Source organism: Xanthomonas sp. A1809, assembly GCF_017746015.1.
In the GTDB taxonomy this organism is placed as follows: Bacteria; Pseudomonadota; Gammaproteobacteria; order Xanthomonadales; family Xanthomonadaceae; genus Xanthomonas; species Xanthomonas euvesicatoria.
Genome location: NZ_JAGHWZ010000010.1, coordinates 365101 through 388782 on the forward strand (window position 1 = coordinate 365101; position 23682 = coordinate 388782).

The following is a 23682-nucleotide window of genomic DNA, read 5'->3' on the forward strand; positions in this document are numbered from 1 at the left end:
GATGTGCATGATCACTCCGCGGCACGCGCTGAGGGGCGATGACATACGCATGACGTGTAGGAGCGCGCGTGCGCACACTGCGGCGTTACCGGTAACGCTCCATCGCGCGCAAGCGCGCTCCTACAGATTGCAGATATTCAACGTGCCGGCATGCAGGCGCCAAACGCTGCTGCTCAAGGCGCCAGCAAGGCATCATCTGCCAGCGGCGGCAGGATGCGCGCCAGGCGCGCTGCCCAGGCCTGTTGCCCGGCCGCGTCGGCAATCAGGTCCTGGCGGATTTCCAGTTCCACATGCAGCAGGCCGCGGCCCTCGCCATACACCGGGATGGCGTAATCGGTGGCATCGCTGACCGCATACGGCTGGTTGTCGCCCACCACCAGGTCGGGTTCGGCACGCAGCGCCTGCAACAGGCGATGCGCCAGCCGCGTATCGCGGTGGTAGAGCACGCCGGCATGCCAGGGCCGCGCGTTGCCGGCCATGACCGGGGTGAAGCTGTGCATCGACACCAATATTGTCGGCTGACTGCGCTGTGCACGCGCATCCAGTTCGGCGGCGATGCGTGCGTGATACGGCGCGAAGATCGCAGCGATGCGCTGCTGCCGGTCGCTGTCGGTCAGGTGCTGGTTGCCCGGAACCAAGGTGCCGTCGCTGACCGCCGGCATCAGGCTGGGTGCGTCGTGCGGGCGGTTGCAGTCGATCACCAGGCGCGAATACGTCTGCGCGATGGCCAACGCATCCAGCGCCTCGGCCAGCCGCTGCGTGACCTGCGCAATGCCGATATCCCAGCCGATATGGCGATCCAGCTCAGCCTGCGGCAGGCCCAGGTCGGCCAGCCGCGCCGGCACGCGCTGGCCGGCGTGGTCGGCGATCAACACCCACGGCGATGCGGCCTGCGCGTTGTGCACGGTGAACGGCGCCGGATCGTCGGCGCCGAGCAAGGGTTCGATGGCTGCGTCAGCCACGCGGGGTGCCGTCCAATGCGTGATCGGCCAGATACAGGCCGGCCCACAGCTTGGGGTCCATCTGATAGCCCTCGGCCATCTTCTGCACCAGCCAGGCGCCGACCTGCGCGCGTGGAATTTCGTGCACGGTGATGTCTTCGCTAGCATCGCCGCCGCCGTCGCCGACCTTGCGCAGACCGGTGGCGCGCACGAAGGCGATCTTCTCGCTGCTGGCGCCGGCCGAAGTGGGGCCGATCATCAACACTTCGGCATGCTCGGCGGTCCAGCCGGTTTCTTCTTCCAGTTCGCGAATGGCCGACAGTTCGATCGACTCATCGGCATGCACATCGCCTACCAGCCCGGCCGGCATTTCGATGGTGCGCGCCTGCAGCGGCACGCGGAACTGTTCGACGAACAACATCGCATCGTCCGGCGTCACCGCCACGATGATCGCGGCCAGGCCGCCGGCATGCACTCGTTCGGAATACTCCCAAGTGCCACGCACGACCATGCGCTGGTACTTGCCTTCGTAAACCACGGTGGGCGGGGTGTCGTGTCGGTTCATGGGCGGGGACCTTGTGCCAGGGAAACGGGAGGAAACGGTGCGGCGGCGCCGGTGCTGGCGGCCAACAGACGGCGCCGGGTGAGCGGGCCGAAGCGCAGGCTCTCGCACAACCCTGTGAGCATGTCCGCATCGGCGTGGGCACGCGTGAAGCCGGTTTCGGTCAGCGCCAGCGGCGCGTCGAGCGCGATGGTGGTGAGCTGACGCCACAGCAATGCGTGTTCGCGCTGTTCGCGCAGCCGCACCGCCATTTGCGCCGCGCCGCGCAGGCGCAGGAAGGGAATCTCGTCGATGCGTTCCAACAGCGCATCCAGGCTGCCGAAGTGCGCCAGCAGCACCGCCGCCGATTTGGCGCCGATGCCGGTCACGCCGGGGATGTTGTCGATGGCATCGCCGCATAACGCCAGGTAGTCGGCGATCTGGTGCGCATGCACGCCATGGCGCGCCTTCACCCCGTCGATGCCCCAGCGCTGGTTGCGCGCGTAGTCCCATTGCTCGTCATGCTCGAGCAATAACTGCGACAGGTCCTTGTCGGCCGACACGATCACTCCGCGCAAGCCGTGCGCCCGCGCGCTGTGCAGCGCGCTGCCGATCAGGTCGTCGGCCTCGTAATCGCGGTGGGCCAGCACGCTCAGCCCGAGCGCTGCGCACAGCGCCTTGCAATGCGCGAACTGGCGGCGCAACGCATCCGGCGCAGGCGTGCGGTTGCCTTTGTAGGCCGGATAGATCGCATGCCGGAAGCAGCTGTCCAGGGCTTCGTCAAAGGCAATGGTGATGTGCTGCGGATCCTCGCGTTCGAGCAGGTCCAGCAGAAACCGCGCAAACCCGTGCACCGCATTGGTCGGCCAGCCCTGCGCATCCTGAAATTCGTCCGGGATGGAATGCCAGGCGCGGAACACGTACAGGCTGGCATCCACCAGATACAGCGGGGTCGGGCGCCGGATGGCCAGCGGCGCAGCGTCGAGCGGGTCGGTCGGTGCGGTCACGGGGTCCAGTCGCGCAGCAAGGCACGCGGGTCCGGGCGCTCGCGTTCGGGCACCTGCATGCGCGGCGTGCCGATGTGGATGAAGCCGGCGATGCGTTCGTTGTCTTCCAGGCCCAGGTAGCCCGTCACCGCCGGGTCGTAGGCCATCCACGCGCTCAACCACTGCGCGCCGAAGCCGTGCGCCTGCGCGGCCTGCAGCAGCGCGAAACAGACGCAGCCGGCGGTGAGCAGTTGCTCCTGCACGGGCACCTTGTGCTCGGGGCGCAGCGAGGCGATCACCACGATCACCACCGGTGCGTCGCTGAAGCGTCCACGTTCCTTGGCAAGGGTGGCCGGCGATGCCAGCGGGTCGGCGGCCAGGGTGCGCTCGGCGAGGAAATCCCCCAGCGCAGCGCGCGCGGCGCCGCTGATGCGCAGAAAACGGAACGGCACCAGCTTGCCGTGGTCGGGCACGCGCACCGCCGAGGTGAGCATGCGCAGCAAGGTGTCTTCATCCGGCCCGGGCGCGCCGAGTTGTTTGGAGGGAACCGAACGGCGCGCGTCCAGCGCCTGGAGCGAATACGGTGCGTGCATAAATCCGGGTCGGGGCAACGAGGCATTGAATTATAGACGGCCGCTTCCCAACGCTCGCCGCAGCATGGCCGGTGGGGGCCGTGGCCGCCGCGATCGACCTCATGTAATGGCACCCACCTGGATTTCATTGGCCGCGACGTTCTCGGACAAGTAGGCACGCTGTCGTGGATCAGCCCGATCTCCGGGCGCCTGATGTTCGCCAACCGGCGTGGTGGCAGCTGTGCCTCGCTTCACCGGAGGAGCTGGCGATGACGGCGTTGCTGGACGGCCTGCGCCTGCACTGCGATGCCGCTGCCGCTGCCGCTGCCGCTGCGGCGCGATGCAAGGCGTGGCTGATGGTCCGGAAGCGCCCGCGAAGCTGAAGGCTTAACACCCGCAGGCGCAGAATGACTGCCGGCAAGCTCCACCGCGACGTGGCGAGCTAGGATGGCCGCTTGACACGCAAACCCTGGGCGGTCACGAGTAAAGTGAGTAACATGTCACACTTAACGGATGCGCGAACCGCCTACCATGCACGGGCGGAATTTGGGGCCGCGTCTGTTTTTTCTCGTTCGAAAATTTTCACGCCTGCAGAGGCGGGGAGCCTTTGCGCATGACTTTTCAGCCCAGTCCGTCGGGACACCCGGGCCGTGACCAACGCTTGCTCGAGCAGGCCCACGACGTGTTCGTGCCGGCGCTCGCGCAGGTTTTTGCTGCTGCAGTTGCGCATTTCGACGATGTGCTGTTCGACCGTGCCGAATCCGCTGGCGCGTCGCAGTTGCTGTTTCTCGATGGCATGCGCGAATTGCGCCGCAAGCGCGAAGAGGTCGCCCGCCAGTTCCGCCAGCAGCTGGAAGACGGCTGGCAGGCGTTGGTGCTCGGCACGCCGTTGTCGGCCGAAGTGGTGCTGGCCGGCGACATGGGCAGCGGCCCGCTGAGCCTGGTGCCCGAGCACGTGCTCGAATCGCGGCTGGCTGTGCGCAATCTGGCCACGGTGCTGTTGCGCGATTTCAAACAGGTGCTGGCACGGGTGGACCGCCGCCTGGGCTGGATCGCCGGCGGGCTGGAGCTGATGGCCGACACCAACCCGATTGGCCCCGAACATCTGGGTGTGGCGATCCACGAAGCCTTCGCCACCTGCGATCTGGCGCCGGAAGTGCGACTGGTGCTGATCAAGCTGTGCGAGCGCGATCTGGCCGAGCCGATCGGCAAGTTGTACGCACGCCTGGACGAAACCCTGGCCAAGGCCGGGGTGATGCCGGAAATTTCACAGGCCAAGCGCGCGCCGCCGCGCATGCAGCCGCGTGGCGAAACGCCGGAAGAGCGCGCCCAGGTCGAGGCGCAGGGCGGTCACGCCGAGGTAGGTGGCGACGATCAGGGTGATCAGTACGCACCGGCCTGGGCCAACCGTTTCCTTGACCGTTGGGCGCATAGCCGCGGCCGCATGCAGGCTGCGACGCAGCGCGGGCATGCCGATGGTGGCGGGGCTGGCGGCATGGACGGTGAGGCCGACCATCCCGGCGGTAGCCAGGGCATGCTGCTCGAGGCGCTGCACGAGTTGCTGCAACAGACCCGCAGCGTGCGCGACACCGCCGCTTCTGCCGCCACCGTCGCGGTGGGGCAGCAACGCCCGTTGAGCCAGCGCGAAATGATGTCGGTGCTGTCGCTGTTGCAGGCCACACCCAGCGCGACGCTGCAGGCGGCCATCGGCGACGACACCGAATCGCTTGCGCAGCGATTGAAGAACGAGGTGCTTTCCAGCGCCACGCGGCTGGGCGTGGACCCGGCCACTGCAAAGCTCGACCCGATGGACGAAGACGCCATCGACCTGGTCGGCATGCTGTTCGATGTGATGCTGGACGAGCGCGATCTGGAAAATCGCTCGCGCGAAATGATCGGCCGCCTGGTGGTGCCGTTCGTCAAGGTCGCGCTGCTGGACCGCAAGATGTTCGTGCAGAAGACCCACCCCGCGCGGCGCCTGCTCAACTCGCTGGCCGAGGCCTGCGAAGGCAACAACGGCGACAGCGCTGCCGAGCGCGTGCTGATGGGCAAGGTCGAAGAGATCGTCGACCGCCTGGTGGCCGAATTCAACGAGAACCTGGCGATCTTTCTCACCCTGGAGGAAGAATTCCGCGACTTCCTGTCGCAGCACCGGCGCCGGGTGGAAATTGCCGAGCGTCGTGCTACCGAGACCCAGCGCGGGCAGGAAAAGCTCGAACTGGCGCGCAGCCGCGCGCTGTCGGAACTGGAGCAGCGTGCCCCCGAAGACGCGGGCCTGCCCAAGGCGGTGGACGACTTCCTGCGCCAGCCGTGGCTGCATCACCTGACCATGGCGATCCTGCGCGACGGCGAGGAAGGTCCCGGCACCATCGAGGCCCTGGCGCTGGCCGACGGCGTGCTGGAAGAACTGGCCGAAGCGCGCCGCCATATCGTCGGCAAGCCATGGCTGCAGGTGTGGCAGCCGGCGCTGCACCGCGTGTTCGCCAGCGTAGGCCTGCACGGGGATGCGGTGGTGGTGGCGATCACCGCCTTGCACGACACCCTGCAGGCGATCGCCGAAGCGCGCCCGGAACTGGAAAAAGCCCTGCCGGAACTGCCGCAGGTCAATCTGCCGCCACCGGCCGCCGAAAGCGTCAGCGTGGTGCTGGGTGCCGAAGCGGTCGCGCAGAGCATCGACAGTGCCGACGCCGAACGTTTCCGCGCGATGGATATCGGCACGTGGCTGGATTTTGTCGACAAGGACGGCAAGGTGCAGGCCGGCAAGCTGTCGTGGGTGAGCCCGATTTCGCAGCGCCTGCTGTTCGTCAATCGACGTGGCGTGCGTTTCTGCGTCGCCTCGCCGGAAGAACTGGCGGTGATGGTGCGCCTGGGCCGCCTGCGCGAGCACATCAACGACGGCGCTTTCGACAGCGCCATGCAGGGTGTGATCGATCGTCTGGATCCGTTGCAGAACAACAGCACGGTGCACTGAGCGGTCCCACGCGCATGGGTAGCCGCTGCGGCGTCCGTAGACATGTGGCACGCGCGCGCTGCACTGGCGTCGTTGCCGGTACCGCCGGCAGTGGCGCCGCGCTCTGCTAGCATCGCCGCGACTGGGCGCAAGACCGGAGCAACGCATGGCTGTGCAGGTGCTGGTGCTGAAAGAACGGGCCGCTGGCGAACGCCGCGTGGCCGCGACGCCGGAAACGGTCAAGAAACTGGTCGCGCTCGGTGCCGGCGTGTGGATCGAGCCGGGGGCCGGCCTGGCCAGCAGCATGGACGATGCCGCGTATCTGCAGGCCGGTGCGCAGCTTGCCGGCGCCGACGCCGTGGCACAGGCCGAGATGGTGCTGTGCGTGCAGGCGCCCTCTACCGGGACCTTGCTTGGCTGCAAACCGCACACGGTGGTGATCGGCATGCTGGCGCCGGACACGGATCCGGCGCGCGCGCAGGCATTTGCCGCGCGGCAATTGATCGCGTTTCCACTGGAGCGCCTGCCGCGCACCACGCGCGCGCAATCGATGGATGTGTTGAGCTCGCAGGCCGGCATGGCCGGCTACAAGGCGGTGCTGATTGCCGCGCAACTGGCGCCGCGCTTTTTTCCGATGCTGACCACTGCGGCCGGCACCATGCGCCCGTGCAAGGTGTTGGTGATCGGTGCGGGCGTGGCCGGCCTGCAGGCGATCGCAACGGCCAAACGGCTGGGCGCGCAGGTGGAAGGCTTCGATGTGCGGCCGGAAACGCGTGAGCAGATCGCCTCGCTGGGTGCGCGATTTCTGGACCTGGGCGTGAGCGCTGCCGGCGAAGGCGGCTACGCGCGCCAGCTCAGCGACGACGAACGCGCCGAACAGCAGCGCCGTTTGGCCGAACATCTCACAGGTGTGGATGTGGTGGTGTGCACCGCAGCGGTTCCGGGCCGGCCGGCGCCGAAGATCGTGACCACCGAGATGGCGCGTGGCATGCGCGCCGGCAGCGTGATCGTGGATCTGGCGGCGGAAACCGGCGGCAATTGCGCGGCCACCCGCCCGGGCGAAACGTATGACCTCGACGGCGTGGTCATCGCTGGCCCGCTCAATCTGGCCAGCCAGGGCGCAGTGCAAGCCAGCGAGATGTTCGCGCGCAACGTGTACGCCTTCGCCGCCTTGTTGATCAAGGACGGTGCGTTGACGCTCGACTGGGACGATGAGTTGCTGGCGAAGACGCGGTGGTCGGCGCCGGCGCCGACCACCGCGTAGGCGTCGCAGAAAGTTCGGTGCGTGCAATGCGGCAAGGGCAGCACGCTGCGCATCGCGAGCCGTCGTCGGTCCGGCGCTGAAGAGCGCTCTTTCGGGCAGGTTGAGATTTGGCGCGGTCAGGGATTTCGTGGTTGTCCTTGCAACCAGCGACGCAGCGAGGCCACCGATGCCAGCACGGGTGCTGGCGTGCATCTGGTTGCCGCGACGTCATGCAGCTGCGTGCGCTACACACACTTACGCGGCCGCGCGCGCGGGGTGCGCAGGGTGCGCGTCGCTGCCGCGACTGGCCCTGGCATGCTGCAAGATGCCAAGCGCGACGGCTGGATCATATCCAGCGCCCATCGCAACCCTGCGCGGCGCCTGAGCAAACGCAATCCGCTGCTGCGACCGCTGCGCAGTGCTGGGAAACGTCAGTCCTCGACCGGCGGATGCTCGCGCAACCAAGCGCTGCGCTCGGCCGGGCTCATCTTCTGCCAGCGTTGCTGCAGTTCGTTGCGCTGTTGCGGGTTGAGCGTGCGCATGCGGTCGAACAAGGCCTTGGCCTCGCGGCGTTGCTCCGGACTCATGTTGCGGAAGCGGTCCATGCCGGCCTTGGCCTGCTTGCGCTGCTCGGGCGTCATGTCCAGCCAGCGGCGGGCGTGCCGGTACATCCTGGGACGTTCTTCGGGCACGTCGTTCCAGCGCTCGCGCAGCGCATCGATCATGACCTGGCGCTGCTGCTTGGTCAGTTGGTCCCACTCGGGCATGGGCGTCTCGTCACGCGGACCTTGGCCGCGTGGGCCAGGCGCGTCCATGGGCGGACCCGGGGGAGGAGGTCCGGGTGGGCCGTCCTGAGCCAGCGTGGAGGCGCATGGCCCGGTGCACAGCAACAGGGTCAACAGCAGGCGGGTGGTGTGGGTCATCGTGCTTATTCCATGGCCAGGGCGGTGTCGGAGCCGAGCCAGACATACAGGTCCGGGTTCTGGGCCAGCAGGTCGTCTGTCTCGGTGGTGGCGCTGGTGCTGGCAACCGGCGAGGTCGGCGCGGTGCCAGAGGAGACGCTTTGGCTCGGATGCAGCTGCAGGCCGATGCCGATCGCCAGCAGGCCCGAGCACGCGGTGGCCAGCAACCAGTAGCCACGTCGGCTGCGCGTCGGGGCCGCGGCGTGGCGGGCCTGGCGCAGGCGCGCCAGGGTTTGCGGCGGTAGGCTGGTCAGCGCGGTGGCGTGCAGCTGGCGCAGCTGCGCATCCAGCCGGGCGGGGTCGTGGGAGCGGTTCACAGGAAATCCTCGAACTGTTTTTGCAACGCGTCGCGCGCGCGCGACAGGTGGGTTTTGACCGAGCCTTCGGAGCAGCCCATCGCCTTGGCAGTGGTGGCCACGTCCAGGTCTTCGAGCACGCGCAGCGTGAAGGCTTCGCGCTGGCGCGCCGGCAGTGTGCGCAATGCATCGACCAGCCGTTGGTAGGCCTGTTGATGCTGTTGTTCGTCGACCGGTCCGGTGCCGGGGTCGGCCCAGTCGATCGGACCTTCGTCGTCGGCGCGCTCGGCCGGTGCCCAGAACTTCAGGCGAAAGCTGCGTCGCCGCTGCAGGTCGATGATGCGGCTGCGCAGGATGCTCCAGAACAGCGGCGTCCATTCCTCCGCTGGCCGCTCTCGATAGCCCAGCAGCTTCACCATGGCGTCCTGCACGGCGTCCAGCGCATCTTCGCGGTGCCGCAAGCCGGCCTCGGCAAAACGGAAGGCACGCGGCCCGATGCCGGCCAGAAATGCATCCAGCGACACCGGTGTGGTGGCGGCCGGTGCGGTAGCTTGCGGATCGAAATGAGTTCCCACCAGCACAGCGTAGCTTCCGCGGAGACGATACGACGTCAACGAGCGAGCGCGGATTCGGTTGACAGGCGCCCGCACGGGCGTGGCGTGGGTATGATCGGCGGGCCGCACCGGCCAGTGGAGCCAGAGACGATGAGCGACGGATTCGTAGCGCTGTACATCTTCATGCTGGCGGCCATCGCCGGCCATGTGATCATCTCGCGGGTGCCGGTGATCCTGCATACGCCGCTGATGTCCGGTTCCAACTTCATCCACGGCATCGTGTTGATCGGGGCGATGGTGGTGCTGGGGCATGCCGACACCACACTGGAAAAAGCGCTGGGATTTGTCGCAGTGGCGCTGGGCGCGGGCAACGCAGCGGGCGGTTATGTGGTGACCGAGCGAATGCTGGAGATGTTCAAGTCCAGCAAGAAGCCGCCGGGCGGGGATGCGCCATGAACGTGTCTATTGCCCAATTGCTGTCGTGGCTGGTGAAGTCGAGCTATCTGGTGGCAGCGACCTTGTTCCTGCTCGGTCTGCAGCGCATGGCCTCTCCATTGAGCGCGCGCAGCGGCATCCGCTGGGCCGGGCTGGGCATGTTGATCGCCACCGTGGCCACGTTCTTCCTGCCCGAGCTGCACAACGTGCCGCTGATCCTGGCGGCATTGGCGATCGGCACCGGCGTGGCGTGGGGGTCGGCCAGGAAGGTCGCCATCACCGACATGCCGCAGATGGTGGCGCTGTACAACGGCATGGGCGGCGGCTCGGCGGCGGCGATCGGTGCAGTGGAGCTGCTGCGGTTTTCGTTCTTCGCCAATCGCGACACGGCGCACTGGAGCGCGCAGGCGATTGCGCAGCTGGCGGCGCGGCAGCCGGACACCACCACGGTGGTGCTGGCGGTGATCGGTTCGGCGATCGGGGCGGTGTCGCTGTCGGGGTCGGTCATCGCGTGGGCCAAGCTCGACGGCCGGCTGGACCGGCGGGTGACCTTCCCCGGTCAACAGGTGTTCAATCTGGTGGTGGCCGTGGCGGTGCTGGCCCTGGCCGTCTGGGCGGCGAGCAGTCTGCAGCCGTTGGCGATCATTGCGTTCTTCGTGGTGGCGTTGGCCTTGGGCGTGCTGATGACGCTACCGATCGGCGGTGCCGACATGCCGGTGGTGATTTCGCTCTACAACGCGTTTACCGGGCTGGCGGTGGCGTTCGAGGGCTATGTGCTCGGCAATGAGGCATTGATCATCGCCGGCATGATGGTCGGCGCCGCCGGCATCTTGCTGACGCGGTTGATGGCCAAGGCGATGAATCGGCCGATCGGCGGCGTGCTGTTTTCCAACTTCGGCGGTGGCGGGCAGGCGCAGGAAATCAGCGGTGTGCAGAAGCCGATCGAGGCCGGCGATGTGGCGGCGATGATGGCCTTTGCCGAGCGGGTGGTGATCGTGCCCGGCTATGGCATGGCAGTGGCGCAGGCACAGCACAAGATCTGGGAGCTGGCGCAGCGCTTGATGGCGCGCGGGGTCAAGGTGAAGTTTGCGATCCATCCGGTCGCCGGGCGCATGCCCGGGCACATGAACGTGCTGCTGGCCGAGGCCGGTGTGCCCTACGATCTGATCGCCGACATGGACGACATCAATCCGGAATTTGCCAGCACCGACGTGTCGCTGGTGATCGGTGCCAACGACGTGGTCAACCCGGTTGCCAAAACCGATCCGGCCAGCCCGATCTACGGCATGCCGATTCTGGACGTGGTCAATTCGCGCAACACGGTGGTGATCAAGCGCGGCAAGGGGACGGGCTTTGCAGGCATCGAGAATGCGCTGTTCTACGCCGACAACACGCGCATGTTGTACGGCGATGGAGCAGAAGCCGCTGGTGCGCTGGTGAGCGAATTGAAAGCGCTGGATGGCGGCGGGCATTGAGTGCTGGTGTGTCGTCAGGCGCGCTCGGATGCTTGAGGCAACGCACGGTCGGTCGTGTCCTGTTGCGTTACAGGGGACGCTTACACGCGCGGATCAACGCCAGGGTTAGTCGAAGGCGCGGCGCCCTCACCGCTCGCGGGACACGCCGTCAATCCGTGCCTGGAGGCTCGATGGCGGCATCGATGCCGCCAACGGTCCCGCAATCGGCAAGGGCACCGCGCCAGACAGTTTGCTGATTGCCTTGTTCAAGAACAAAGGCACCGGGGCAGTTTTGCTTGCTGCTCTTTTGAACGCTACGCACCCGACCAACGTGACTGGTCCTTGCCCGCCCACCGTCGCGGAACCCCCGGCGGCATGGATGCCGCCAAGGAGCTTACAAGGACGTACTTGCAGCGTGGCTCGCGATGGTGGGCGGGCACGGATCCTGCGGCAAACGCGCAGCGCTTCCCATGCATCTCTGATGGGAGCGATGGCGCTTGACGAGCACCGGCGCTCGAATCTGTGCAGCTGACGCATCAGCTTCGACGACGTGCGACGTTGGCTACTGAAACAATCGCGCCTGGCTCAACGCGCCGCCCACCACGCCACCAACAGTGCGGCGGCGTAGCACAGCAAGTCGAAGCCGTTGTTGGCCAGTTGCAGCAGCGTCCAGGCCAGGCCGGTGCCCATCTTCTGTGCCGAGGTCCACGGGTCCAGGCCCAGCGGTCCGCCCAGTTGCGCCGAGGCGATGCCCCAGTTGGCGCCCGCGATGATCAGCGCCGTCGCCACCATGGCCACGCCGATGCGCAGGCGGCCTGCATGTAGGGTGCCCAGGCGCAGCATCCAGACGATCTCCAGTGCTGCGACCACGGCCATCCAGCCGGCCTGGTTGCCCAGGGCCAGGGCGATGAGCAGCCAGGCGATGAGGGCGGTGACGCATCCCAGCAACAGGAGCGGGGGCCAGAGCCAGTGGGCCGTTCTGGCGGATGCGGTGGTGGGCGGCATTGGAGCTCCTGACAGTGCGCACATGATAGAGCGCGCGCCGGCGTTTGCGACGCACGCCACGCCACGACAGTGCGGCTGATGGAATGCAGCGTCGTTCCCGGCTGGCGCGGTGGCCGGCGGCGGTGGCGTCGTGGTCGGCTAGAATGGCCGACTTGCGCGCGACCTGCGCGGCCCCATATCCAGCCCATGTATTCCCGTAGCAGCGAACCCGTCCAGTTCGAACGCGATTGCGATGCCGTCATGGTGCCGCAGGGCGATTCGGTGACCCTGCCCGCAGGCAGTTACGGCTATATCACCCAGGCGCTGGGTGGCAGCTATACCGTCTTTGTCGAAGGCAATCTGTTCCGCATTGCCGGCAAGGACGGCGATGCGATCGGCAAGGAGCCGCCGCCGGGGCTGGAACTGCCCGCCAATGCCAGCGACGAAGAGGTGGAAGCGCTGGTGTGGCAGCAGCTGCGCACCTGTTTCGACCCGGAAATTCCCTTCAATATCGTCGATCTGGGCCTGGTCTACGAGGCGGTGGTCAGCCATCGCGAGGAAGACGACCAGCGCCGGGTCGACGTCAAGATGACCCTGACCGCGCCCGGTTGCGGGATGGGCGAAATCCTGGTCGACGATGTGCGCAGCAAGGTCGAGATGATCCCGACCATCGCCGAGGCCGACGTCGAGCTGGTGTTCGACCCGCCGTGGGGCCGGCATATGATGTCCGAAGCGGCCCGTCTCGAGACCGGCATGCTCTGATCGTCACGCGCCATGTCCACGATGTGGCGCTGCGTCCTTTCGCCCGCCATACAGGAATCTCCCGGTGTCCGTGTCCTTCGCTTCCACCCGTTCTCCGTCGCCGCGCAGCGCCGACGAATTGTCCGTGATCCTGGCCGCACCCGGTTTCGGGCTGCATTTCACCGACCACATGGTCGCCATCTCCTGGAACAACGAGCAGGGCTGGCACGACGCGCAAGTGCGCGCGTACGGCCCGCTGCAGCTGGATCCGGCAGCGTCGGTGCTGCATTACGGCCAGGAGATCTTCGAAGGCATCAAGGCCTACCGGCACGCCGACGGCTCGATCTGGACCTTCCGTCCGCAAGCCAACGGCGAGCGCCTGCAGCGGTCGGCGCGCCGTCTGGCGCTGCCGGAATTGCCGGTGGACCTGTTCGTCGAATCGCTGCGTCAGCTGGTCGCCGTGGACGGCAATTGGGTGCCGTCGGCGCCGGAGACCAGCCTGTATTTCCGCCCGTTCATGATTGCCGATGAGGCCTTCCTGGGCGTGCGTGCGGCGCACAAGGCGTCGTACTACGTGATCGCCAGCCCGGCCGGCCCGTATTTCGCCAAGGGCGTGGCACCGGTATCGATCTGGTTGTCCACCGAGTACGCACGTGCGGCCAAGGGCGGCACCGGTGCGGCCAAGTGCGGCGGCAACTACGCCGCCTCGCTGTTGCCGCAGCAGAAGGCCTATGCCCAGGGCTGCTCGCAGGTGTTGTTCCTGGACCCGGTGGAAGGCAAGTACGTCGAAGAACTCGGTGGCATGAACGTGTTCCTGGTCTACAAGGACGGCACGTTGGTGACCCCGGAACTGTCCGGCAGCATCCTGGAAGGCATCACCCGCGACAGCATCCTGCAACTGGCCCGCGACCGTGGCATGCAGGTGATCGAGCGCAAGGTCGCCATCGACGAATGGAAGCAGGGCGTGGCCTCGGGCGAGATCACCGAGGTGTTTGCCTGCGGTACCGCGGCGGTGGTGACCCCCATCGGCGAGCTGAAGGGCGAGGGGTTCGCGGTGGGCGATCTGTCCGCGCCGGCGGGCGAGGTGACCATGTCGCTGCGCCAGGAACTGACCGATATCCAGTACGGCCGCGTGCCGGACCGCCACGGGTGGTTGGTGCGTTTGTCGTAAGCAGACATATTCGTCAAACAAGGGCCTCCGTGTGTCAGCACGGGGGCCTTTTTGTTTGCGCAACAGCAAAAAGACCCTTTTTCGCCTGGGAACCGGTCGAATTCAGCATGAGTCAAGTGTGATTGAAGTCACGCAATGACATTTTGATTTCGAAAATTACCAACTCCGTATTGTCCAGTTCGGTTTCTTTGGGATAGGTTCGCTGAACGGATCGATAACAGGGGCGGTCCGGGGCACTGGGCCAGTCGCCATCGCGACGGTTTCGGAACTACCGCTTCGGCGGTTCTCTTGACTGGAAGGGAATTCGATGTCTAACGCGTCGTTTCGTCCGCGCCACCGAGCGCTCTGCATCCTGGGTGCTTCGGCACTTACCTCGCTGTTGCTGGCAACGCCGGCATTTGCCGGCGATGTCTACCTGGGTGGCCTGGCCACCGCGCAGACCCACCAGAAGTTCATCGTGACCTACAAGGACGGCAGTAGCGCCCTGAGCAGCCCCAGTGTGTTGACCACCTCGTTGCGCACCGCTGCACGTGCGTTGCCGGCCAAGGCCGGCAAGCCGCTGGGCTTGAACAGCGTGCGTCGTCTGGCCGTGGGACCGGAGCTGATTCAGGCCGACCGCGCGCTGGATCGTGCCGAAGCCGAAACCCTGATGCGCCAGCTGGCCGCCGACCCCAACGTGCAAAGCGTGGAAGTGGACCAGATGCTGTACCCCACGCTGACCCCTAACGACAGCCGCCTGTCCGAGCAATGGGCCTTCGGCACCACCAACGCCGGGCTCAACATCCGCCCGGCCTGGGACAAGGCCACCGGTGCCAACGTCGTGGTTGCGGTGATCGACACCGGCATCGTCAGCCACCCCGACCTCGACGCCAACATCCTGCCCGGCTATGACTTCATCAGCGATGCCACCGCCGCGCGCGACGGCAATGGGCGCGACAACAATCCTGCCGACGAAGGCGACTGGAACTCGACCAGCGGGTGCGCCACGTCCAATTCCAGCTGGCACGGCACCCATGTCGCCGGCACGGTGGCGGCGGTGACCAACAACACCACCGGCGTGGCCGGTACCGCGTTCAACGCCAAGGTGGTGCCGGTCCGCGTGCTGGGCCGTTGCGGCGGTTCGCTGTCGGACATCGCCGATGCCATCATTTGGGCCTCCGGCGGCACCGTCAGCGGTGTGCCGGCCAATCCCAACGCGGCCGAAGTCATCAACATGTCGCTGGGCGGCGGTGGCACCTGTTCGTCCACGATGCAGAGCGCAATCAACGGCGCCGTCTCGCGCGGTACCACGGTGGTGGTGGCAGCCGGCAACAGTGCCGCCAACGTGTCCGGTTCGTTGCCGGCCAACTGCGCCAACGTGATCGCAGTGGCGGCCACGACCTCGGCCGGTGCCAAGGCCAGCTATTCCAACTACGGCAGCGGGATCGACGTCTCCGCGCCAGGGTCGGGGATCCTGTCCACGCTCAACAGCGGTACCACCACGCCGGGCAACGCCAGCTACGCTTCGTACAACGGCACCTCGATGGCGGCGCCGCATGTGGCCGGCGTTGTTGCCCTGGTGCAGTCGGTGGCGCCCACCACGTTGACGCCTGCCGCAGTGGAAACACTGCTGAAGAACACCGCACGCGCCTTGCCGGGCGCCTGTTCGGGCGGTTGCGGTGCGGGCATCGTCGATGCCGATGCGGCAGTGACGGCGGCCATCGCCGGCAGCAGTGGCGGTGGTGGTGGCGGAACCGGCAACACCTTGACCAACGGCACGCCGGTGACCGGCCTGGGTGCAGCCACGGGCGCGGAGTTGAACTACACCATCACGGTGCCGGCCGGCAGCGGCACGCTGACGGTGACCACCAGCGGCGGCAGCGGCGATGCAGACCTGTACGTGCGGGCCGGTAGCGCGCCCACCGACACCGTCTATGCCTGCCGTCCGTATCTCGATGGCAATGCCGAAACCTGCAACATCACTTCGCCGTCGGGAACCTATTACGTGCGGATCAAGGCTTACAGCACGTTCTCCGGCGTGACCCTGACCGCCAGCTACTGACGCTGGATCGCTGCACGCGTTCCCTGGCATGACCGCCAGGGAACGCGCCTTCCTCGCTTCAACCCCATCTGCGATACCTCGCCCAGGTCTGCCGTTTCGGCAGGCGCAGGCGACGTGTTGCCGCTTGGCCGGAATGGACACCGGCCAGTCGCCCCGACGGGCCTGGCGCCCGTGCAGTTTCCGGCTCCGAACCGCAGCGTGCGGCAACGGGCCGGCCCTCTCGCCGCAGCTGCGGTACCTCTCCAATAAGGAACGATCGATGTCCAATGTGTCGCAACGTCGTGCGCCCACGCGCGCGCTGGTAGTCCTGGGTGTTTCCGCGCTGACCTCGCTGCTGGCCGTGCCGGCGTTTGCCGGTCAGGTCAATCTGTCCGGGTTGGACTCGCAGCCCACCCTGGACCGCTTCATCGTCAAATACAAAGACGGTTCCAGTGCGGCGGTCAGCCCGACCTCGATGCGCGCATCGCTCAATTCGGTTGCCGGCGCGATGCCGGCACGCGCCGGCCGTGCGCTGGGCCTGAACCACGTGCGCCGCACGGCGCTGGGTTCGGAAGTGCTCAAGACCGATCGTGGCCTGGACCGCGCCGACGCCGAAACCCTGATGCGCCGCATCGCCGCCGACCCCAGCGTGGACTACGTGGAAGTGGACCAGATCATGTACCCGGTGCTGACTCCCAACGACACGCGCCTGTCCGAGCAGTGGGGCTTCGGTACCTCTTCCTCCAGCATCAACGTGCGCCCGGCCTGGGATACCGCCACCGGCACCGGCGTGGTGGTGGCCGTGATCGACACCGGCATCACCAGCCATCCGGACCTCAACGCCAACGTGCTGCCGGGTTACGACTTCATCAGCGATGCCACGCGTGCACGCGACAACAACGGGCGTGACAGCAATCCGGCCGACCAGGGCGACTGGACCACGGCCGGCCAGTGCGGCAGCGGTACGTCGGCCGCCAATTCCAGCTGGCACGGCACCCATGTGGCCGGCACCATCGCGGCGGTCACCAACAACAGCACCGGCGTGGCTGGTACCGCGTTCAACGCGCGCATCGTGCCGATTCGTGCGCTGGGCGCATGCGGCGGCGCGACCTCCGATATCGTCGATGCGATCGTGTGGGCCTCGGGTGGCACCGTGTCCGGCGTGCCGGCCAATGCCAACCCGGCCGAAGTGATCAACATGTCGCTGGGCGGCAGCGGCAGCTGCTCGAGCAGTTACCAGAACGCCATCAACAGCGCGGTGTCGCGCGGCACCACCGTGGTGGTGGCGGCCGGCAACAGTAATGCCAACGTGGCCAACTTCACCCCGGCCAGCTGCGCCAACGTGATTTCGGTGGCATCGATCACCTCGGCCGGCGCGCGTTCGAGCTTCTCCAACTACGGCACCGGCATCGATATCTCCGCGCCGGGTTCGGCGATCCTGTCGACCTTGAACAGCGGCACCACCACGCCGGGTTCGGCCAGCTACGCCAGCTACAACGGCACCTCGATGGCGGCCCCGCACGTGGCCGGCGTGGTGGCGCTGGTGCAGTCGGTCGCCAGTCGTCCGCTGACGCCTGCGGCGGTGGAAACGCTGCTGAAGAACACTGCACGTCCGCTGCCGGGCGCCTGCTCGGGCGGCTGCGGCGCGGGCATCGTCAACGCGGCCGGCGCGGTCAGCCAGACCCCGTAAACCTGCGCCGACGACCGCGATGCCGGCGCGATGCCGGCAATGCGTCGGGTCTTTTCCGACGCCGGTGTCGGTGCTTTGAAACCTGCACTGCCCCGCTCTACGCGGGGCAGTGTGCGTTCGGGAAGCGGTAATGGCCGCACCGCCGGCCAGGGCCGCCAGCGCTGGCTGAATGAAGCGCGTGCCAGCACGGCATGGCTGCCTTCAGTGCGCCCGGTAGCACGCCGATAGCCAGCCCACGTGAGGCATGCAACATCTGCATGCACGCGCAACGGGAACGGCGCAGCGCAGTGGCTTCAATGCGTTGCCAACCGGGTTGCAAGATCCTTGGGGAGGGATGAAGTCATGCCGTATCACTCAGTGGGCGCACTGCGCCGCGTTGCATTCGTCTGTGCGTTGTCATGCACGTTTCATGCCGCCGCTGGCGAGGTCAGTCTGCAAGGATTGAATTCCAGCAGCACCCATCAGCGCTTCATCGTCAGCTACAAGAACAGCGTCGGCAGCGGCCGGGCGACCGGGTTGTCTGCGCCATGGGGCGACATCGCGCGTGCCGTGCCGCAAGCGCGCGGGAAGGCGCTGGGCCTGTCGGCCACGCGCCGGCTCAGTGGCGGGCCGATGTTGCTGGTGGCCGACCGCAAGCTGGACCGCGTGGATTCGGAAAGCCTGATGCGGCGCCTGGCCGCCGACCCGGCGGTCAAACGCGTGGAAGTGGACATCCTGATGCGGCCACTGCTGGTTCCCAACGACCCCGGCGTGCCGCAGCAGTGGGCGATGGGCGCGACCGCCGCCAGCCTCAACATCCGTCCGGCCTGGGACCGTTCCACCGGCAAGGGCATCGTGGTGGCGGTGATCGACACCGGCATCACCAATCATCCGGACCTGGCAGCCAATGTGCTGCCCGGCTACGACTTCATCGTTGATCCGGCCACGGCGCGCGATGGCACGGCGCGCGATGCGAACGCGGCCGACCAGGGCGACTGGGCCGCGGCCAACGAATGCGGGCCCGGAGCGTCGGCGTCCAATTCCAGTTGGCATGGCACGCATGTGGCCGGCATCGTGGCGGCGGTGGGCAACAACGCGGTGGGCGTGGTCGGTACCGCGTTCAACGCCAGGATCCTGCCGTTGCGGGTGCTGGGCCGCTGCGGCGGCTACATGTCCGATATCGCCGATGCGATCGTGTGGGCGTCCGGCGGCAAGGTCTCCGGCGTGCCGACCAACCCCAATCCGGCCACGGTGATCAATCTGTCCTTGGGCGGTACGGGCACCTGCTCGGCGACGTTGAACAACGCCATCACCGCAGCGGTCACGCGCGGCAGCGCGGTGGTCGTGGCCGCCGGCAACAGCAATCTGGACGTCTCCACCAGCGTGCCGGCCAATTGCGCCAACGTGATCGCCGTGGCGGCCACCACCTCGGCCGGCGCCAAGGCCAGCTTCTCCAACTTCGGCAAGGGCGTGGATATCGCCGCGCCCGGGCAATCGATCGTGTCCACGCTCAATACCGGCACCAAGGCACCGGGCAATGCGGCATATGCGGTGTACAGCGGCACCTCGATGGCGGCGCCGCATGTGGCTGGTGTGGTGGCGTTGATGCAGTCGGTGGCCCTGAATCCGCTGCCGCCGGCAACGGTGAAAGCCCTGCTCAAGGCCAGCGCGCGGCCCATGCCGGTCGCCTGCACGCAGGGCTGCGGGGCAGGGCTGGTGAATGCCGATGGCGCGGTGGCGGCGGTGATCGAGTCGACCACTTTGGCCAGGAATGTGGCACGCACCGGGCTGAGCGCAGCGCTTTCCGACTCGCTGTATTACCAGGTCAATGTGCCGGCCGGCGCTCGTTCGCTCAAGGTCGCGCTTGCCGGTGGCAGCGGCAATGCCGACCTTTCGGTACGGGCCGGTGCGTTACCGACCGACGCGGCGTACAACTGCCGCAGCATGTTGCCGGGCAATGGCGACAGCTGCACGCTGGCCGCGCCGGCCGCGGGCGTCTATTACGTGCGCTTGAAGGCAACGCTGGGCTTTTCCGGCGTCAGTGTCACCGCAGCGTACTGAGTGGTGCCGGCGCGGCGTCGTTGCCGTGCCGAAACACGCGACATGGTGTTGTGGTGCGGCAGTGGTGCATGGGTGAAGTGCGAAGACACTGGCGGAAGATCGAAATACGCAAGCGGTCCGTCGAGAGGCATCGCGTGAGTTAAGTCCCAAACGCGTCACGCGCATGCCAAGCGGCATGCGCGCATTGCGTCTACGCGTTCACTCGCACAGCGCGCAAGCGCGTGCGGCGAGTGCATGCACCAGCTGGGTACCGGGCAATTCCAGCAGCAGTCCGCGCTGGCCGGCGTTGATCCACAGCGCCGGTGCGTCCAGCGCGGTGATTTCGACCAGCACCGGCGCCTGCCGTTGCTGGCCGAGCGGGCTGATACCGCCGACCTTGTAGCCGGTGCGCCGTTCGGCATCGGCCACGTCCATCATGCGTGCCGACTTGCCACCGTAGGCGCTGGCCAGTTTTTTCAACGACACCCGGCGGTCGCATGGAATCACCACGCACACCGCCTTGTCGTCGACCCATGCCATCAATGTCTTCAACACGGTATGCGGCGGCAGGCCCAACGCATGTGCGGCCTGCAATCCCTTCGCATCGGCATCGGCCTGGTAGTCGTAAGGATGCAGCACATAACCCACGCCGGCCGCGTCCAGTGCCTTGGTGGCGCGGGTGGCCTTGCTCATGCACTCAGACCGATTCGAAGCGGTTGGCGGCCACGTTCTTGCGCACTTTTTGCGGATTCCAGATGCGGCCGTTCATGGCGATATAAACACCCGACGGCAGCGATTGCACTGCGCCCACGGCGCAACCGATATTGAATTCGGCATCCGAGCCGCGAAAGCGCGCCGGATTCAAGGCGCCGGTCATCACGATGGTCTTGTCGGCGATCGTCTGCAGCACCTTGCCGGTTTCCACCATCGAATCGGTGCCGTGGGTGATCAACACGTGGCGGGTGGGCTGGGCGGCGATGGTGGCGCGGATCAGTTCGCGGTCGGCATCGGTGATGTGCAGCGAATCCTTGCGGATGATCGGAATCACCGAAAAACGAAACGTCACGCCCAGTTCTTTCAGAATCTGTCCGATCTGCGGGTCGCCGATCTGGTAGTCCGATTTGTCGTCGAAGTAGATCTTGTCGATCGTGCCACCGGTGGTGACGATCAGGAGGTCTTCCATTGCTGCGGATCCTGTAGGGCTAACGCGGCGCAGGCCGCGCGCGGGCCGCCATGATACCGCCCGGCCAGGGGGCTGGCAGTACGGTAGCCATCGCGATAGACCAGCGGGGGCGAGACCGGCGCCTGGCTGCCGAATATGTGGCGGCGCTGCATCCGATTGAGATGGCCTGGCGCAGGCGCACGCCGACATGCCCAAGGGTGCCTGCATGTTCGAGGCGCAGCGGGTGTCGTGCAGGCTGGCGTAGCCCTGCCCATGGCGTGCTTGCGCCAAGTCAGCGTGCAACTGGAGTTGCCACTGAACGCGTTGCTTCAGCGTTGCCCGTGCCCAGCCTCCACATGCCGCAGCGCAAAACGCAGTGTGATCCACGCACCGCTCCGCTGCGCCGGGTGCGTGTGCTACGTCACGAACTCAATAAAGAGACATTACGGAAATTGACTTGACATTTGTGCGGTCGATAGTCGGCGAGCCGTCGGTACGCATGCCGTCGGCATTCCCTTCCCGGAGAGCCTCATGAACAAGTCCTTGTCGATGTTACGCGCACTTACCTGCGCGATGGCTGTGCTGCTGGCGGGTCATGCCGCTGCGCAGACGGTGACGATCACGCCCACGCAGACCTACCAGACGGTGCGCGGGTTCGGCGGCATGAATGGCGCCGGCTGGATCAACGACCTGACACCGGCGCAGGTGGATCTGGCTTATGGCAGCGGCACCGGGCAGATCGGGTTGTCGATCCTGCGCATGCGCATCGACCCCTCCAGCTCCGGTTGGGCCACCCAGGTGCCGACGGCAACGCGCGTGCATGCGCTGGGCGGGCTGGTGTTCGCAACCCCCTGGACCCCGCCGGCTTACATGAAGTCCAACAACAGCCTGACCAATGGCGGCAAGCTGCTGACGAACTATTACGGCGCCTACACCCAGCACCTGCTGGATTTCGCCAATTACATGTCGGGCAAGGGCGCGCCGCTGTATGCGATTTCCCTGCAAAACGAGCCGGATTGGCACCCGGATTACGAATCGGCCGACTGGAGCAGCAGCGACTTCGTCAACTATCTCGTGAGCCAAGGCAGCAGGTTCGGCAGCCTCAAGGTCATCGTCGGCGAATCGGTGGGGTTCAACTTCTCCATCACCGACCCGGTCCTCAACAACGCCACTGCCAGTCAGGCCACCTCCATCGTGGCCGGCCATCTGTATGGCGCAAAGCCGCGCGACTATGCCTTGGCGCGTAGCAAGGGCAAGCAGGTGTGGATGACCGAGCATTACACCGACAACACCGATGGCAACGCATGGCCGTCGGCACTGGGAGTGGCCAGCGAACTGCACGCCAGCATGGCGGCCAATTTCAACGCCTACATCTGGTGGTACATCCGGCGCAGCTACGGGCTCATCAGCGAAAACGGCGCGGTGAGCAAACGCGGCTATGCGATGTCGCAGTTCGCACGCTTCGTGCGGCCAGGGTCGGTGCGCGTGGGCGCCACCGAACACCCGTACAGCGATGTCTCGGTGACCGCCTACCGCACGCCGGACAACAAGCTGGTGGTGGTGGCGGTCAACACCGGCACCGGCCACCAGCGGCTGGACCTGACGCTGCCCTCCGGCACTGCCACGCAGTTCGCCAAATACAGCACCTCGAGCACGCTCAATGTCGGGTTCGGCGGCAACTACAGCGTGGTCAACGGCAAGACCTCGCTGTATGTCGACCCGCAGAGCGTGGCCACGCTGGTCGGAAACTGACAGCGGCCGCCGAAACGCCGCACGTCCTCGTCAGGTGGCGTGGACGGCGCGCTCGGGCCAGAGTGCAGGCTGTGCATGCCACCTGATCGCCGGCCGCGTTCGCCTGACGATGATCGAAGTTGGTGTCGTGGTTGCCTTGGGGTAGTCGCGGCTGACCACCTCGGCTAGCTGCATGCGCAGCTGCATCGCGCAGCTGCGCCTACGGTTTGATCGGCTCGCCGATCAACGTGGCGGGCGCTTCCTGCCCAAGCGCGCCGCCATGCCGGGACCACCTACCAGGCCCACCACGGCCAGGGCGAGCAGTAGTTCCATCCACGCCATTCCACGTGCCTGCGGCTGGCTCCAGGCGGCCATGACGCCGTGGCTGAACCAGCCCAGCGCAAACACACCGGCCCAGAAGCGCGCACGCGCGCTGCGCACTGCCAGTACACCGGTCAGCGCGGCCGGCAGCACGAACACGATGAGCGCGGCCAGTGGGCGCGGGTCGTCGTGGAACCACACCGCAAACAACGCCGCCAGCGCCAGCAGCGCAGCGCTCAGCAGCCAGTGCGTGGCGCGCACGCTCACGGGGTTGCCAGCCGCCGTGCGACATCGGCCACCCGGCGGCCCAGCGCACGCGCCAGCAGCGCTTCGTCCTCGCTCGGTTGCGGGTCGCCGCCAGCGCCGGAGACATGGCTGGCGCCATAGGGCGTGCCGCCACTGGTGGTATGGCTGAGCGCAGCTTCGGTAAACGGAATCCCCACGATCAGGCAACCGTGATGCAGCAGCGGCAGGTGCATCGACAGCAAGGTGGATTCCTGTCCGCCATGCATCGACGCGGTAGAGGTGAACACGCCAGCCGGTTTGCCGGCCAGGGTGCCACTGGCCCATTCGGCGCCCAGGCTGTCGAGGAAATGCTTCATCGGTGCGGCCATGTTGCCGAAGCGGGTGGGGCTGCCCAGCAGCAGGCCGCTGCAGTCGGCCAGATCGGCGCGGTCTACATAGGGCGCGCCTTCGTCCGGGACCGGCGGGGCGCTGGTCTGGGTGACCGCAGCCACCGGTGGGACGGTGCGCAGCCGCGCGCTCATGCCGGGCACTTCGCCGATGCCGCGTGCGATCTGCCGCGCCAGCCGCGCCACCGAACCGCCCCGGCTGTAATACAGCACCAGAATCTCCGCCATCGTGTCGTTGCCGCCTGTGTGAGTTGCCGCAGTATCGGCCAAGCCAGCC

At 66.8% G+C, this 23682-nt stretch carries 22 protein-coding genes and 1 pseudogene; 11 read left to right on the forward strand and 12 right to left on the reverse strand.

Annotated features, from left to right (window positions below; genetic code table 11):
• Positions 1–173: 173 nt before the first annotated feature.
• Genes J7396_RS15950 through J7396_RS15965 form a run of 4 tightly spaced genes read right to left on the reverse strand, consistent with a single transcriptional unit; the run spans position 174 to position 3061 of the window.
• Positions 174–962 (reverse strand): N-formylglutamate amidohydrolase, encoded by a 789-nt coding sequence (locus J7396_RS15950; RefSeq protein WP_209261711.1) that lies wholly within the window; start codon positions 960–962, stop codon positions 174–176.
• A complete protein-coding gene (locus tag J7396_RS15955; RefSeq protein WP_029818743.1) occupies positions 955–1506 on the reverse strand; it encodes an NUDIX hydrolase in 552 nt (183 codons plus the stop codon). Before J7396_RS15955 ends, J7396_RS15950 begins: the two co-directional genes overlap by 8 nt.
• Complete coding sequence (locus tag J7396_RS15960; protein ID WP_209261712.1) at positions 1503–2489, reverse strand: 5'-3' exonuclease H3TH domain-containing protein; 987 nt, start codon at positions 2487–2489, stop codon at positions 1503–1505. Before J7396_RS15960 ends, J7396_RS15955 begins: the two co-directional genes overlap by 4 nt.
• Entirely contained in the window at positions 2486–3061 is a 576-nt protein-coding gene (locus J7396_RS15965; protein ID WP_008578127.1) for a nitroreductase, read from the reverse strand. Before J7396_RS15965 ends, J7396_RS15960 begins: the two co-directional genes overlap by 4 nt.
• A 108-nt stretch (positions 3062–3169) precedes the next feature.
• On the opposite strand from J7396_RS15965, the pseudogene J7396_RS22610 reads away from it, so the two are divergent.
• The 3 genes and pseudogenes from J7396_RS22610 to J7396_RS15975 all read left to right on the forward strand — a co-directional run.
• Positions 3170–3431 (forward strand): annotated as a pseudogene (locus J7396_RS22610) (DUF1631 domain-containing protein); the annotation flags it as partial.
• A 222-nt stretch (positions 3432–3653) separates the two neighbouring features.
• A complete protein-coding gene (locus J7396_RS15970) occupies positions 3654–6011 on the forward strand; it encodes a DUF1631 domain-containing protein (protein ID WP_011346511.1) in 2358 nt (785 codons plus the stop codon).
• 145 nt (positions 6012–6156) lie between these two features.
• Positions 6157–7254 carry an NAD(P) transhydrogenase subunit alpha gene (locus J7396_RS15975; RefSeq protein ID WP_209261713.1) on the forward strand — a complete coding sequence of 366 codons (1098 nt, stop codon included), beginning with the start codon at positions 6157–6159 and terminating at the stop codon, positions 7252–7254.
• Positions 7255–7664: 410 nt separating this feature from the next.
• Here J7396_RS15975 and J7396_RS15980 read toward each other — a convergent pair whose 3' ends face one another.
• The 3 genes from J7396_RS15980 to J7396_RS15990 are packed head-to-tail and all read right to left on the reverse strand — an operon-like array spanning position 7665 to position 9072.
• Entirely contained in the window at positions 7665–8156 is a 492-nt protein-coding gene (locus J7396_RS15980; RefSeq protein ID WP_011346513.1) for a DUF3106 domain-containing protein, read from the reverse strand.
• Positions 8157–8161: 5 nt separating this feature from the next.
• Positions 8162–8512: a hypothetical protein gene (locus J7396_RS15985; protein WP_008578132.1), complete on the reverse strand. Its 351-nt coding sequence runs from the start codon at positions 8510–8512 to the stop codon at positions 8162–8164.
• Complete coding sequence (locus J7396_RS15990) at positions 8509–9072, reverse strand: RNA polymerase sigma factor (protein ID WP_209261714.1); 564 nt, start codon at positions 9070–9072, stop codon at positions 8509–8511. Before J7396_RS15990 ends, J7396_RS15985 begins: the two co-directional genes overlap by 4 nt.
• A gap of 123 nt (positions 9073–9195) precedes the next feature.
• Here J7396_RS15990 and J7396_RS15995 point away from each other — a divergent pair, with 123 nt between their 5' ends.
• Both J7396_RS15995 and J7396_RS16000 read left to right on the forward strand, forming a co-directional pair.
• The gene (locus J7396_RS15995) at positions 9196–9501 is read left to right on the forward strand and encodes an NAD(P) transhydrogenase subunit alpha (RefSeq protein ID WP_008578134.1); all 306 of its coding nucleotides are present in this window, start codon (positions 9196–9198) and stop codon (positions 9499–9501) included.
• Positions 9498–10955 carry an NAD(P)(+) transhydrogenase (Re/Si-specific) subunit beta gene (locus J7396_RS16000; RefSeq protein ID WP_046932510.1) on the forward strand — a complete coding sequence of 486 codons (1458 nt, stop codon included), beginning with the start codon at positions 9498–9500 and terminating at the stop codon, positions 10953–10955. The genes J7396_RS15995 and J7396_RS16000 overlap by 4 nt, the downstream gene beginning before the upstream one ends.
• Positions 10956–11519: 564 nt before the next feature.
• Here J7396_RS16000 and J7396_RS16005 read toward each other — a convergent pair.
• The gene (locus tag J7396_RS16005; RefSeq protein WP_014089469.1) at positions 11520–11939 is read right to left on the reverse strand and encodes a hypothetical protein; all 420 of its coding nucleotides are present in this window, start codon (positions 11937–11939) and stop codon (positions 11520–11522) included.
• Positions 11940–12125: 186 nt separating this feature from the next.
• Here J7396_RS16005 and sufT point away from each other — a divergent pair, with 186 nt between their 5' ends.
• The 5 genes from sufT (at position 12126) to J7396_RS16030 (ending at position 19580) form a co-directional block, all read left to right on the forward strand.
• Complete coding sequence (gene sufT, locus J7396_RS16010; protein WP_003488784.1) at positions 12126–12680, forward strand: putative Fe-S cluster assembly protein SufT; 555 nt, start codon at positions 12126–12128, stop codon at positions 12678–12680.
• A 64-nt stretch (positions 12681–12744) separates the two neighbouring features.
• Positions 12745–13830 (forward strand): branched-chain amino acid aminotransferase, encoded by a 1086-nt coding sequence (locus tag J7396_RS16015; protein WP_184420332.1) that lies wholly within the window; start codon positions 12745–12747, stop codon positions 13828–13830.
• 307 nt (positions 13831–14137) lie between these two features.
• The gene (locus J7396_RS16020) at positions 14138–15871 is read left to right on the forward strand and encodes a S8 family peptidase (protein ID WP_014089471.1); all 1734 of its coding nucleotides are present in this window, start codon (positions 14138–14140) and stop codon (positions 15869–15871) included.
• A gap of 259 nt (positions 15872–16130) precedes the next feature.
• Positions 16131–17540, forward strand: coding sequence for a S8 family peptidase (locus tag J7396_RS16025; RefSeq protein WP_008578141.1), 1410 nt, complete (start codon positions 16131–16133; stop codon positions 17538–17540).
• Positions 17541–17882: 342 nt separating this feature from the next.
• A complete protein-coding gene (locus tag J7396_RS16030) occupies positions 17883–19580 on the forward strand; it encodes a S8 family peptidase (protein ID WP_209261715.1) in 1698 nt (565 codons plus the stop codon).
• Between the two features lie 198 nt (positions 19581–19778).
• On the opposite strand, the gene ybaK is transcribed toward J7396_RS16030, so the two are convergent.
• Both ybaK and J7396_RS16040 read right to left on the reverse strand, forming a co-directional pair.
• Positions 19779–20252 carry a Cys-tRNA(Pro) deacylase gene (ybaK, locus tag J7396_RS16035; RefSeq protein WP_014089474.1) on the reverse strand — a complete coding sequence of 158 codons (474 nt, stop codon included), beginning with the start codon at positions 20250–20252 and terminating at the stop codon, positions 19779–19781.
• Between the two features lie 4 nt (positions 20253–20256).
• Positions 20257–20742 carry an asparaginase domain-containing protein gene (locus tag J7396_RS16040; RefSeq protein ID WP_008578144.1) on the reverse strand — a complete coding sequence of 162 codons (486 nt, stop codon included), beginning with the start codon at positions 20740–20742 and terminating at the stop codon, positions 20257–20259.
• Positions 20743–21252: 510 nt separating this feature from the next.
• On the opposite strand from J7396_RS16040, the gene J7396_RS16045 reads away from it, so the two are divergent.
• Positions 21253–22473, forward strand: coding sequence for a glycoside hydrolase family 30 beta sandwich domain-containing protein (locus J7396_RS16045; protein ID WP_209261716.1), 1221 nt, complete (start codon positions 21253–21255; stop codon positions 22471–22473).
• A gap of 222 nt (positions 22474–22695) precedes the next feature.
• Here J7396_RS16045 and J7396_RS16050 read toward each other — a convergent pair whose 3' ends face one another.
• The gene (locus J7396_RS16050; RefSeq protein WP_008578146.1) at positions 22696–23040 is read right to left on the reverse strand and encodes a DUF2069 domain-containing protein; all 345 of its coding nucleotides are present in this window, start codon (positions 23038–23040) and stop codon (positions 22696–22698) included.
• Positions 23037–23633 (reverse strand): NAD(P)H:quinone oxidoreductase, encoded by a 597-nt coding sequence (wrbA, locus tag J7396_RS16055; RefSeq protein ID WP_033837399.1) that lies wholly within the window; start codon positions 23631–23633, stop codon positions 23037–23039. The genes J7396_RS16050 and wrbA overlap by 4 nt, the downstream gene beginning before the upstream one ends.
• Positions 23634–23682 lie beyond the last annotated feature (49 nt).